This window comes from Nostoc foliaceum FACHB-393, assembly GCF_014698505.1.
Classification (GTDB): domain Bacteria; phylum Cyanobacteriota; class Cyanobacteriia; order Cyanobacteriales; family Nostocaceae; genus Nostoc; species Nostoc foliaceum_A.
The window spans coordinates 23,962-37,230 of sequence record NZ_JACJTD010000038.1; the positions used below are offsets into that span (position 1 = coordinate 23,962).

The 13,269-nt window shown below is 42.5% G+C and carries 11 protein-coding genes; 6 read left to right on the top strand and 5 right to left on the bottom strand.

Annotated elements, in window-relative coordinates; all coding sequences use genetic code 11:
• Positions 1-151 precede the first annotated feature (151 nt).
• From H6G92_RS25425 to fabI, 3 genes are all read right to left on the bottom strand, one after another.
• A complete protein-coding gene (locus H6G92_RS25425; protein ID WP_190897000.1) occupies positions 152-1,135 on the bottom strand; it encodes an ABC transporter ATP-binding protein in 984 nt (327 codons plus the stop codon).
• Positions 1,136-1,288: 153 nt separating this feature from the next.
• Complete coding sequence (gene hisB, locus H6G92_RS25430; protein ID WP_190897002.1) at positions 1,289-1,930, bottom strand: imidazoleglycerol-phosphate dehydratase HisB; 642 nt, start codon at positions 1,928-1,930, stop codon at positions 1,289-1,291.
• 74 nt (positions 1,931-2,004) lie between these two features.
• Complete coding sequence (gene fabI / locus H6G92_RS25435) at positions 2,005-2,781, bottom strand: enoyl-ACP reductase FabI (protein ID WP_190897004.1); 777 nt, start codon at positions 2,779-2,781, stop codon at positions 2,005-2,007.
• Between the two features lie 379 nt (positions 2,782-3,160).
• On the opposite strand from fabI, the gene ntcA reads away from it, so the two are divergent.
• The 3 genes from ntcA to H6G92_RS25450 all read left to right on the top strand — a co-directional run bounded on the left by ntcA (position 3,161) and on the right by H6G92_RS25450 (position 6,095).
• The gene (gene ntcA / locus H6G92_RS25440) at positions 3,161-3,832 is read left to right on the top strand and encodes a global nitrogen regulator NtcA (protein WP_010998529.1); all 672 of its coding nucleotides are present in this window, start codon (positions 3,161-3,163) and stop codon (positions 3,830-3,832) included.
• Positions 3,833-4,001: 169 nt separating this feature from the next.
• A complete protein-coding gene (locus H6G92_RS25445) occupies positions 4,002-5,492 on the top strand; it encodes a DUF3084 domain-containing protein (protein WP_190897006.1) in 1,491 nt (496 codons plus the stop codon).
• A 150-nt stretch (positions 5,493-5,642) separates the two neighbouring features.
• Entirely contained in the window at positions 5,643-6,095 is a 453-nt protein-coding gene (locus H6G92_RS25450; protein WP_190897008.1) for a pre-16S rRNA-processing nuclease YqgF, read from the top strand.
• Positions 6,096-6,165: 70 nt separating this feature from the next.
• Here the strand turns inward: H6G92_RS25450 and H6G92_RS25455 are convergent, their stop codons facing one another.
• Entirely contained in the window at positions 6,166-6,429 is a 264-nt protein-coding gene (locus tag H6G92_RS25455; RefSeq protein ID WP_069070640.1) for a DUF3146 family protein, read from the bottom strand.
• Between the two features lie 418 nt (positions 6,430-6,847).
• Positions 6,848-9,865, bottom strand: coding sequence for a GAF domain-containing sensor histidine kinase (locus H6G92_RS25460; RefSeq protein WP_190897011.1), 3,018 nt, complete (start codon positions 9,863-9,865; stop codon positions 6,848-6,850).
• A gap of 518 nt (positions 9,866-10,383) precedes the next feature.
• Here H6G92_RS25460 and murJ point away from each other — a divergent pair.
• The 3 genes from murJ (at position 10,384) to H6G92_RS25475 (ending at position 13,143) form a co-directional block, all read left to right on the top strand.
• Positions 10,384-11,988 (top strand): murein biosynthesis integral membrane protein MurJ, encoded by a 1,605-nt coding sequence (gene murJ, locus H6G92_RS25465; protein WP_190897013.1) that lies wholly within the window; start codon positions 10,384-10,386, stop codon positions 11,986-11,988.
• Between the two features lie 153 nt (positions 11,989-12,141).
• Positions 12,142-12,654, top strand: a complete 513-nt coding sequence (locus tag H6G92_RS25470; protein WP_190897017.1) for an outer membrane beta-barrel protein — start codon at positions 12,142-12,144, stop codon at positions 12,652-12,654.
• Positions 12,655-12,879: 225 nt separating this feature from the next.
• Complete coding sequence (locus tag H6G92_RS25475) at positions 12,880-13,143, top strand: hypothetical protein (RefSeq protein WP_190897019.1); 264 nt, start codon at positions 12,880-12,882, stop codon at positions 13,141-13,143.
• Positions 13,144-13,269: the final 126 nt, after the last annotated feature.

Consider the following 13,269-nt stretch of genomic DNA (forward strand, 5'->3'; position numbering starts at 1 on the left):
TTCATTAAATAATTACAAATAACCTTAAAAATAGATCGTAATTTGATTTTTTGTGGGTTGGTTTGAGAAAGATAAACTCAAAAAGACAGAAATTTTGGGTTTTCTTCCTCAAATTAATCCAAAATTTACTATTTACCAATAAGCGAGAAGATTAATTAAGTGAGTCATTTTTCCTTTGAATTTGTTGAATAAAAAACTCTTCTAGGGAGTAACGCGACAAGTTCATGGTGATAATTTTACCCTCCATGAGACGAAGACTGGCGAGAAAATCATAGTAATCGTCTTGTAATGTACCTTGCCATGAACCATCAGGTTCAAATCTGAGAGTGGGTATCCATTTTTTCAGAATTTCCCAGTCACCACCTTGACCTTTTACGTGATATGTGTTGTTTTTACCTAAGAGTTCATTGAGCGAACCAGAGCAAATTAATTCACCTTGAGCGAGGATGGCAATGCGATCGCAAATCTGTTCTACTTCACTAAGAACGTGGCTGTTGAAAAAAATCGTCTTACCAGCGGCTTTTAGCGCCAGGATAATTTCCCGCATTTGGTAGCGTCCCACAGGATCGAGACCAGACATCGGTTCATCAAGAAAAACCAAATCTGGCTCGTTAATTAGTGCCTGTGCCATACCAACACGTTGTAGCATTCCTTTAGAGTAGCGACGCAGCAGCTTTTTGCGGGCATCGGCTTGGGATAAACCCACTAATTCCAGCAGTTGGGGAATGCGTTGGCGTTGGACACTTTGGGGAATTTGGAATAGCCCAGCGGCTAGCTGCAAAAATTCCCAGCCAGTGAGATAGTCATACAAATAGGGATTTTCTGGCAGATATCCGATATGTTGCTTGATAGTGCGATCGCCCAGTGGCTCACCCAATAATAATCCTCGTCCAGAGCTAGGACGAATAATTCCTAGCAACAATTTTAAAAGGGTAGTTTTCCCAGCACCATTTGGCCCCAGCAACCCAAAGGTTTCGCCTTTATAAACTGTTAAAGAACAGTTTTTGAGAGATACGACTTTTTGATTTAGCCAAAAACCAGTGCGGTAGACTTTTCGCAACTCAGAAGTCAGGACTACTGGCGCAGTGTCTATGGTATTAAGTTGAGAATTAGGGTCATCTGCAACAGGCTTCATCTCGGTTCAATTACTAATTACCAGCTTGGTATTAATTACAAGTTACCCAGTAGGCTGATAATAACCATCACTAACCTGTGTGTCAATTATCGCAAACAGAGTAGGTGAATTAACATTAAAAATGTCAGCCCTGGCAAGTAATTCTGGCTAGCTTTACAAAACGCCTTTAGAACTGGGAATCAAGCCAGCACGACGGGGGTCGATTTCCACCGCCAGCCGCGTTGCCCTCGCAAACGCCTTAAATGTTGCTTCAATAATGTGATGGGAATTAATGCCATCCAGTTGCCGAATGTGCAGTGTCATTTGGCTATGGTTCACCAAAGCCACAAAAAATTCGCGCACGAGTTGCGTGTCATAGGTTCCTACCCGCTGGGTAGGAATTTGCAAGCCGTAGCTGAGGTGAGGACGGCCGGAAAAGTCTAGCGCTACTTGAACTAAGGCTTCATCCAGTGGTGCTAGGAAATTACCAAAGCGGACAATGCCTTTTCTGTCGCCTAGTGCTTGGTTGAAAGCTTGGCCCAAGGTAATGCCTACATCTTCGTTAGTGTGATGGTCATCAATTTCCAAGTCTCCCTTGGCTTGGACATCTATATCAATCAGTCCGTGGGAGGCAATTTGATGCAACATATGATCCAAAAACGGAATGCCAGTTGCTGCCGTGCAAATTCCTCTACCATCCAGATTAATGGTAACTTGCACATCAGTTTCACCAGTGGTGCGGTGAACAGTGGCAATCCGAGGGGTTTTAGTTGACTGATCGTAGCTTGAATTAACTTGACGATTGGTTGTTTGCATGGGGAGTGGAAAGAGTTAGAAGTTAGGAGTTATGAGTTATAAATTTTTAACTCCTAACTCCTAACTTTATCGCGTCACATTCCCATAATTTCATATCCTGCATCTACATACAGCACTTGTCCGGTAATACCGCTGGACAAATCACTACACAAGAAAGCGGCAGTGTTACCCACTTCTAGCTGAGTGACGGTACGTCGTAGGGGAGCTACTTCTTCTACATGATGAATCATATCCAAAATCCCGCCGACTGCTGAAGATGCCAAAGTACGGATGGGGCCTGCGGAGATCGCATTCACGCGGATATTTTGCGGCCCTAGTTCGGCGGCTAGGTAACGTACACTCATTTCTAACCCCGCCTTGGCAACTCCCATAACGTTATAGTTGGGGATTGCTCTAACACCACCTAAATATGTGAGGGTGACGATACTACCTCCCTCTGTCATCAAAGGTTTAGCTGCACCACTTAACTGCACCAGCGAGTAGGTACTAATTTCTAAGGCGGTGTTGAAGCCAGAACGAGAGGTTTGGCTAAAATCTCCACTCAAATCGTCTTTGCTAGCAAAGGCAAGACAATGGATGAGGATGTCTAGCTTTCCCCACTGATTGCGGATTGTTTCAAAGGTAGATTGAATCTGTTCATCATTTTGGACATTACAGGGAAGAAATAAGCTGGGGTTGAGGGGTTCTACCAACTCCGCAACTTTTTTCTCCATTTTGCCGCGTTCATCCGGCAGGTAGGTAATACCCAGGTTTGCTCCGGCTTTATGGAGCTGTTGGGCAATGCCCCAGGCGATCGAGCGGTTATTGGCAATACCTGTAACAAGAGCATTTTTTCCAGTCAGATTCAGCATAGAAATTGTTAATGCGATCGATCATTAGGAGCATACTAGAATCTGAGGCACGTTTTGTCTTTGTTTTACACAGGATTTGCAAAAATGAATATTGGTAAGAGTGTTTGCTGTGACAAAAATCTTGATTTTTTCTAAAGATATTCTCAAAATAACTTTATTTGTTCTTCAAAAAACCTTTTGAATACAGCTATTGGAAGTACTTATCAACAATTAGTAGCTGAAAGGATCAACAATTATGTATCATTATAAACAAAGAGTTATGAAGAGATTAGTTTGAGTATAGGAAAGTACAAAAAGGTTGACGGTGCTATATTCATTTTTCGGGTGTATTCTTAGGTAATCAGTTTTTGTTTTTCCGGCATTGGGTAGGGGAAGGGAGATGATCGTGACACAAGATAAAGCCCTAGCAAATGTATTTCGTCAGATGGCGACCGGGGCGTTTCCGCCAGTTGTGGAAACGTTTGAACGCAATAAAACGATCTTTTTTCCTGGCGATCCTGCCGAACGAGTTTATTTTCTTTTGAAAGGTGCTGTTAAACTTTCCAGGGTGTACGAGGCAGGAGAGGAAATAACGGTAGCGTTGCTACGGGAAAATAGTGTTTTTGGTGTTTTGTCATTGCTGACGGGAAATAAGTCGGATAGGTTTTACCATGCGGTTGCATTTACCCCTGTGGAATTACTGTCAGCACCAATTGAACAAGTGGAGCAAGCACTCAAGGAAAATCCAGAATTATCAATGTTAATGCTGCGAGGTCTGTCTTCGCGCATTTTACAAACGGAGATGATGATTGAAACTCTCGCTCACCGAGATATGGGTTCTCGGTTGGTGAGTTTTTTGCTAATTCTTTGTCGGGATTTTGGCGTTCCTTGTGCAGATGGGATCACAATTGATCTGAAGTTATCTCATCAAGCGATCGCAGAGGCAATTGGTTCGACTCGTGTTACTGTTACTAGGCTACTAGGGGATTTGCGTGAAAAAAAGATGATTTCTATCCACAAAAAGAAGATTACTGTGCATAAACCTGTTACCTTAAGTAGGCAATTCACATAAATGTAATAGGAGAAAGGGGAATCGGCGCGTGTTCTATTTTGAAAAATGACACTAATAGCTAGAGGTAAATCTAAAAATTGAGTAATTTCAGCTATTGCCAATTTCCACTTCTTTCCAGACAATGGTTAAAAGTAGTAGGCTGTATCTGGAAGGATTTCGGTAGCTAAAGATGACCACCGGATACATCCTCATCGCAGCAATTTTAATTCTGGGAGGCGTAATTGCAACCGTGGGCGATCGCATCGGCACACGAGTTGGCAAAGCCCGCCTCTCACTTTTTAACCTTCGTCCGAAAAATACTGCTGTACTAGTAACTATTTTTACGGGCGGTTTGATTTCAGCATCAACCTTAGGAATTTTATTCGCTGCCGACGAAGGCTTGCGAAAGGGAGTCTTTGAATTAGAAGATATTCAAACAGACCTCAGGCAGAAGCGGGAACAGCTAAAAACCGCAGAAGCTCAGAAAAGTCAGGTAGAGAGTGAGCTAAATCAAGCAAGAATTGCCCAAGCAAAAGCACAACAAGAATTGCAGGTAATCAATCAATCTTTGCAGGCGGCGAATGCCAAACAACGCCAAACACAAGCTCAATTGAACCGCACTATTAGTCAACAAGCCCAAACTCAAACTCAACTCCAACGCACTCAAGGTCAGCTAGAACAAGTTGTAACTCAGTACCAAAAAGCTATAGCTGAATTGCAAAGCGTTTACAATCAGAGAAAGGAGCTACAGGCGGCAGTTGAACTACTTAAGACAGAACGTCAAAGACTTTACGCTGAAGCTAAAAAAGCTATTGATGAAGCCAAAGCAGCTATTGAAAAACGCGATCGCGAACTCGCTAACCGCCAAGAAGCCGTAGAAGCGCGCGATCGAAAAATCGCCCAACTGGATCAACTAATTCAAAAGCGTAATCTAGAAGTTGCAGCGCGAGAGCAAGTAATTGCCAAACGGGAATCTCGCCTCAAAGAATTGGAAGGACAACAGGAGCAACTAGAACTGGAAGTTGCAAGGTTAGAAAAATATTATCAGTCCTACCGCGACTTGCGTCTGGGTAAGCTAGCTTTAGTTCGCGGTCAAGTTCTGTCTGCTGGTGTAGTTCGTGTGACCCAACCAAATGCTGCCCGTCAGGCAGTGGTACAACTTTTACAAGAAGCCAATCGCAACGCCAACCTGGAATTAAGTGAACCCGGCGCAAATCCTGCAAATGCAGAGCTAATACGCTTCACCCAGGAGAGGGTTGAGAAATTGAGCAAGCAGATTGAGGATGGTCAAGAATACGTGGTGCGAATTTTTTCCGCTGGTAATTATGTCAGAGGAGAAAAGCAGATAGAATTTTTTGCCGATACAGCCCGGAATCAATTGGTTTTTTCGGGAGGCGCGGTGCTGGCCACAACTACTACCGATTCCAAAACCATGACATCCTATCAGTTACAGCAGCGGTTGGAAATACTGATTTCTGCTTCCCAATTTCGGGCCCGTAACGCCGGAATTGTCGAAAATGTCCAAGTAGACGGGACTTTTTTACGCTTTGTCAATCAATTAAGACAGTATAATCAACCCTTGGAGATCAAAGCGATCGCAGCAGAGGACACTTATACAGCTGGGCCCTTGAGAGTAAAATTAGTGGCAATAGTCAACGGACAAATTATTTTTAGTACTTAAAAAAGTATTTGCACACTGTTATTAGTAAGATTTAAACATATTGAACAGCAGGCAAAATAGTTGCTGTGATTGTATTTATTCTCTACGAGACGCTACGGGTAGCAAGATCCCTGTAAGGGTACATTTCTAATTTTTAATTTTGAATTTATTATGAATTTCCGTGAATTTTCACCAACGCAACCAGTCATCTTGGGGTTTGATCCAGGTCGGGATAAGTGTGGTTTAGCGGTGATGGGACTGGATCGGCAACTGTATTATCATCAGGTCGTGCTAGCAAAAGAGGCGATCGCTACCATTGAGACACTACGTCAAAAGTTTCCGATCTCCTTGATGGTGATGGGCGACCAAACTACAGCCAAGCAGTGGAGACAGAAATTATATCAGGAATTGACAGAACCTCTAAATATTATTTTAGTGGATGAGCGCTACACAACCCTAGAAGCACGCGATCGCTATTGGCAAATGTTCCCACCCAAAGGGCTAATAAAGCTATTGCCACAGGGTCTGCGACAGCCGCCAAGACCGATAGATGACATTGTTGCCATCCTCTTAATCGAAAGATACTTAAATCGCCTCACTGAATCAGCAGTCAACCAATTTTAGATTTTGGATTTTGGATTGAAGAAAAAATCTAAAATCTAAAATCCAAAATTAAATTCCTAAATCCTAACTTTTAAAGTTCTGCCCGAATAGTAAAAGCATAATCTCCTCCAGGCTCTAATTGATAATCTTGTTGCTCCAAGAATCGACCGAGGGGTTCTTTGATTAAGGCGCGACCTTGGGAAGGCTTGACGGCAAGTTCTCCCCGGCGAAAATGCCACTGGAAATGCCACTCAAACTCACCTGCACTCACTTCGCCTTCAAGGAAGCCGTGTTGCCAGGATTGGCGAGTAATTCTGACATGGGCAATGGTTTCTGGCAGACGTTTTGCACTCACAATGCTTTATGTCAAGTGTGGAATAACAGCCGATCATGTAGGCTACTTATTTTATTTACCAAACATAGCTTAATTAGACAAACTGACAAAGTGGGTATTTGTAGTTGACTAGGTTGTGTTAATGAGCAAAACGACATCAGGATACTGAAGTCGCGGCTATAACCCAAGACAGTTCAGTTAAGATTTGATGAGATCCTCCCTAACCCTTCTTTTTAGATCGTCTGGCATGGGTTGGAGGAATTTTCCACAATCAAAAATTACTAACTCAAGCCTATTGAGCTATAATTTACGCGTACTTAATGCCGAAAAGTTTGGGTCAGCAAGCTATCCTGCGAGTAATTTTGGTTAAACTTACAAGTGTATCTGTACCAGATATTTTGTGAAATGTATTATTAGAATTATCGAAAATCAGCCGCCTCTAATTACTGCTAGGAATTTCAATCACAAACTCTGTTCCTTCTCCTGGTTTAGAGGAACATTTAATTTGACCATGATGTTTTTCAACTACTATTTGATAGCTGATAGACAATCCTAACCCCGTACCTTTACCTGGTGCTTTGGTAGTGAAGAAGGGGTCAAACATGTGCGATCGCACTTCTTCTGGAATCCCAAGACCATTGTCAGCTATTCTGATTACAATCTGGTTATTAATAGCTTGCGTACTAATCCAGATAGTTAAGGGTATTTTTGGACACGTTTGGGATAACTTCAAATACCTTTGCTGTATAGTTTTAAACTTTTCCTCTAATGCATCAATACTATTACTCAAAAGATTCATAAACACTTGATTTAATTGCGAGGGATAGCATTCGAGCAAAGGGAAAGTACCATATTCTTTCACAATCTCAATAGCTGGGCGTTCATTATTGTTTTTGAGCCGATGCCCTAAAATCAGCAAAGTACTATCCAAGCCTTCATTAATATCTACTGGTTTTAATTCAGCCTCATCTGTACGAGAAAAGTTTCGTAGTGATAGCACAATTTCACAAATACGCTCTGTTCCTACTTTCATTGACTCAAGAGTTTTGGGCAAATCTTCGATGAGAAAGTCCAAATCAGTCTTGTTAATTTGCTCTTGGACAGTTGGCGATAGTGAGGAGTTTTGTCGGTAAAGCTTCACTACATTTAGCAGTTCCTGAGTATATTCATTTAAATGGATCAGATTACCAAAAATAAAACTTACAGGATTGTTGATTTCATGCGCGACTCCAGCAAGTAATTGTCCTAAACCTGCCATTTTTTCACCCTGAATTAAGCGGGTTTGAGTTTGTTTTAATTCTTGGAGAGCTTGAGTAAGTTCTGAGGTTTGACGTTTAGTTTGTTCGAGTAATTCTGCTTGCTGAATCGCAATTCCTAATTGCACTCCTACTTGGGCTAGTAAATTGATTTCTTCCTCTTTCCAATAACGCGGTTGCGAATTCTGATAAGCAACTAATAATCCCCATAATTTTTCACCTTCCCGAATGGGAACAAAGGTTTCGTTACGCGGAAGTTCGTTATCGTCGTCTGTGTCCTCAAAGGTTTCTATAATTATTGGTTGAGCTTGTGCAACAGGTATCCAACCATCTTTAAAAGAATCTGCTACAAATTTACCGCTCCAATCTGTGTTGAAGCGGTAGATTGCAACTCGCTCGACTTCGAGCAACTCTCGCACAGCTTGAGTAGTGGTTTTAAAAATAGTTTTAATATCGAGTGACTGGCGGATTTTATCTATGGTTGCAGCCAGTAATTCTTGCCGTTCCATTGCTTTCTCGCGTTCAGTGGCTTCTGCTAACTGGACAACCTGCATTTGAACTTGTTTTAAATAAGAATCCTGTTTTAATGCGACTCCCAATTGCTCGGCTATTTGACTGGTAAATTCAATTTCAGAGGGTTGCCAATGACGAGGAGAGTTGCATTGGTGAATACACAGCAATCCCCAAAGTTCACCCTTTTTCAATAGAGGTGCGATCATATTTGCACGTACCTGAAATTTTTCTAGGATTTGGACGTAGCAACCTGGAAACTTTCCTTGATAAATGTCCGCGATCGCATTTACTCTACCTTGTGCGTAAAGGGGTGCAAAGTTTTCACTGAAACAATAGTCATAAACTTTTTCTGCTATAACCGAGTTACATTCAGGTACAACATCCTCAGAAATAAATTCTCCTTCCCAATCTTTTTGAGGGTCAAAACGAAAGACTGCTACTCTGTCGGCTTGCAGCATTTGCCGTGCCTCGGTGACAGTAGTCTGGAAGATTGTATCTAAATCTAAAGACTCCCGAATTCGAGTAATCACGCTAGTTAGTGTCTTTTGTTGCTCTGCTTGGTACTGAGCGTGTGCTAGTAACTTATAGTGTCGCAGTGCAACACCAATTTGTGTGCCGATTTTGGTCAGCGATTCGACTTCATAAGATTGCCACTGTCTGGGTGAGGCATTTTGGTAGGCAGCAATGACTCCCCAAAGTTTATCTCCTTGGAGAATGGGGGCAGTTGCAAAGGCTTTTGCCTGGAATTGCTCTAACAGGGTTATATGGCAGTTTGTTAATCCGGCTTGATAAATGTCATTGACTGTAAATGTTTGATTGTTAACGTAACGTCCGCCTTGCGTCTGTTGTAAATAAGTATCAGCGATCGCAGGCTCAACACCAACTAAAGGAGTCCAGCCTTCTGCAAATGATTCAGCAACGAAGTTACCACTCCAATCGTCATTGAAGCTAAAGATGGCAACTCGATCAGCTTGCAGCAGCTGGCGTATTTCTTGAGTAGTGGTTTTAAAGATGGTTTCAATATCAAGGGGTGAGCGAATTTCATCGACAATCCGAGCAATTACTTGGTCGCGTTGAGCCGCTTGAGCTAATTCTGCGGCTTGCAATTGGACTTCATGGAGATGCTTCGCTTGTTGAATCGCAACAACAAGATGATCAGCAATTTGACGAATAAACTCAATTTCCGATTCTTTCCAGTCACGAGCCTCACTGCACTGATGAATGCAAAGCAATCCCCACAGTTCTTTTTCCCGCAATAGAGGCACAACGAGGTTGGCCTGTACCTGAAATTTACTCAAAATTGCGGCATGACAATCACTCAGTCCTGCCTTGTAAATATCTGCTACTGCTTGCACTCGACCTTGTTGATAACTGGAAGCAAATTGTTCTCCAAAGCAGTGGTCGTAAACTTTGACTGCCAGCGCTGAGTCCCAGCCAAGTGCAACATCCTCAGAAACAAATTCTCCTTCCCAATCTTTTTCCAAGTCAAACTGGAAGACTGCTACACGATCAGCATTTAGCAACTGACGCACTTGTATAACGGTAGTTTGAAAAATCGTTTCTAAGTCAAGAGACTCCCGAATTCGCACAATTACACTCGCCAGAGCCTTTTGTTGCTCTAGTTGCTCTTGAAGTTGAGCGCTTGACAAGAGAAGTTGATTTTCCGTGAAATTTGAATTGGGTTCCATTGCTCTGGATTAGATTATGTCGTTTTTATATAATGATTCCTCATACCAAACTTCAGGGAGCCAAAGCGCGTCAAAGTATGACAAACTGCAATGCAAATTTTTGCAGTGTTCAACTATTTCCCAGAAAATGGTTATTCTTATAGTTCCCCTTTCTTTATCTATCCTTGTAATGGGTTAAAAAATAATTTTTGCTTATACACAACAGAAAATATAACTAAGTTACTGTTGCCGGAACAAATCAGAAAAGCGATCTGACCTCCTTTGAGTCGTTCTAACTGGCTGAAAATCAATAAATCCGCGATTTGGTTTAATGTTTCTCGTGTTCTCTTTGTGCAAGAGTTCCTGCCTTTACCTGGAAATGAGATATAAAATGCGTACTATTATAGCGATCGCTCCGCCAATAGCAAGGGCGAAAGCATTTAAAAAAAGTAATTTGTGGAAATTTACCTGACAGACTGCGGTATTTCAGGTTAAATGTTTTAAAATATGCACTCTGCAAGAGTTGTCGGGTAATATTCGTGACACAACAAGACCAAAAACCCTCTCGTTCTTTCGCTGGAATTGCTGGCATTGTTGCCGCAGCCACATTAATTAGTAAAGTCTTCGGCTTAGTGCGGCAGCAAGCGATCGCTGCGGCTTTTGGTGTTGGTGCAGCTGCTACCGCCTATAGCTACGCCTATGTTATTCCTGGCTTTATATTGATATTACTCGGTGGTGTAAATGGGCCATTACACAGTGCAGTTGTCAGCGTTTTAGCCAAGCGACGGCGAGAAGAAGCGGCTCCCCTAGTGGAAACCGTGACAACGCTAGTGGCTGGATTGCTGTTGCTGGTGACGGTTGCTCAGATTTTATTTGCGGATGCGATCGTTGATTTAGTCGGTTATGGTTTGGAGCCGACAACCAGAGCGATCGCAATTCAACAACTCCGCATTATGGCACCGATGGCTTTATTTTCAGGATTAATTGGCATTGGCTTCGGTACTCTTAATGCAGCCAATCAATATTGGTTGCTCTCCATCAGCCCTCTGTTATCTAGCATTACCGTTATCATCGGTATTGCTTTTATGACTATGCAAGTGGGCAAGGATATTATCAAGCCAGAATACGCTTTAATCGGTGGTATGGTATTAGCCTGGGGAACCTTGGCAGGGGCAATTCTCCAATGGCTGGTGCAGCTAATTGTTCAGTGGCGGTTAGGACTAGGTACGTTACGTCTGCGGTTTGATTTTAAATCCCCCGGTGTTCAAGAAATGATTAGAATCATGACTCCGGCAACAATTTCTTCAGGGATGATGCCAATTAACTTTGCTACTGTGCTTTACTTCGCCAGTCCCATCCCTGGTGCTGCTGCTGGCTTTAACTATGCCAATTTGCTAGTGCAAACTCCCTTAGGGATTATTTCTAATATCATTTTGCTGCCTCTATTACCGATATTTGCCAAACTTGCCGAACCAGAAAATTGGGACGATCTCAAATTACGTATTCGTCAGGGACTCCTGCTTAGTGCTGTCACCATGCTACCTCTAGGAGCGTTGATGGTAGTGCTATCTGTACCAATTGTCCAGGTAATATATGAGCGGGGTGCTTTCACGCAAGATGCTACGCAGCTAGTTTCCGAGTTGCTAATTGTTTACGGGATTGGGATGTTTGCTTATTTGGGGCGTGATGTCTTGGTGCGGGTATTTTATGCCTTGGGTGATGGCCAGACACCTTTTCGCATCAGTACTTTTAATATCTTTCTCAATGCTGTGCTCGATTGGATTTTAGTTGGGCCTTTTGGTGCTCCCGGTTTGGTGTTAGCGACAGTAGGCGTAAATTGCAGTTCCCTGTTGATGCTGTTATGGTTGCTCGATCGCAAACTCAATGGTTTACCTTGGCGTGAGTGGAGTGTGCCAATTCTGGGTTTGACTGCTGGTAGTGTGGTAGCTGGGGTAGCCAGCTATGGGACTTTGGTTGCTTCTCAACAGTTGTTAGGTAAAACTGGTTTACTGGTTCTGTTGTCGCAGTTGTGTGTATCTGGCTTTGTGGGGATTGCGGTGTTTGCTGCGATCGCTTCATGGATGAAAATACCAGAGGTGAATATTTTTATATCTCGTCTACGTCAGCGTTTTTTGAAGAAATAACTGTTCTTTGAATATTTCAGTTTGTACATCCAGGTGGGTGAGAAATAATTCAGCCACTTGGGTGAGCCAGATGTGCGAGGTTACATTTTGTAAAAAAAGAGATTCTAGTACTAGAGAACATTGATTTTACCTAACTCTAGTGAGAAAAATCCTATGAAACTTACAAAATTAGCTGCCTCTTTCCTAGCTGTTGCTTCCATTGTCCTCTCGGCCGGAATTGCTTCTGCTCAAACAGCTGGTACTAACGGTAACTACATCGGTGCTGGTGTTGCGGCTGGTGCAACCAGTGGCGGACAAGGAAACGATGAAGCACAATTTGGTGGTAATATTCAAGGACGCTACGCCGTTCCCAATGCGCCTGTTTCAGTGCGGGGTTCTGTGCTGTATGGTGGTGATGCTGCCGCAATTATGCCCATAGTGACTTACGATGCGCCTATCGCCAGAAACACTAACCTTTACTTCGGTGGTGGTTATTCTTTTGTAACTGATGAAGGTCAAAAAACTCCATTGGGCAATCAGAATGCACCTGTAGTTACCCTTGGTATTGAATCAGAAGTTAGCAACAATGTCATTGCCTATGGCGATACTAAATGGGGCATTGACGCTTACAGAAATAGTGATGCTGATGCCGTCAGCTTTCAAGCCGGATTAGGCTATCGTTTCTAGTGATTCCGAGCTAGAAAACAGCTTATTCGGAAGCTAGGGCGATGATGTTAGCCAGGCGTGAAATTGATTCATTCTGTCATATCTGAGTAACCATACTCAGATATGAACCCTTTTTCAATCATTTTTATTTATGATTTTAAGAAAAAATTATATTGGTTATTATTGATAGTTTCTCTTAAAGTGAAATGAGCAATTTCAAATACGTGTACGTATAAGATATTACTCATGAAAAATATGAATCCCATTCCAGAAATACTGGGTGAAACCACTGATGTAGAATCTTGGCTGATTCGGGCTGGACTAAGATTTTCAGACTTAGGTAACGATGCTGCAAGTATTGCAATCCGTAAGCAATGGCGAGAGTATCAAGCCGCAGTTCAAAGATGCTGTGCAACGCTACACCAACCACCGTCACGTGTTCAATTGTGCGGCGACTATGCCAACCTGAGAATACCTGGTGTAGCCTATCGAGTTGTGCCAAATCCTTAAACTAGGCAAAAGATAGAAAATCTGTAAACAGCAAGTATCAATTGCGGTTAGAGTATTCAAGTGTCGATTAGGGCAACTTATAACTGTTTGACCAAAAATAATTTAGAAGTCAGGAGCCAGAATTCA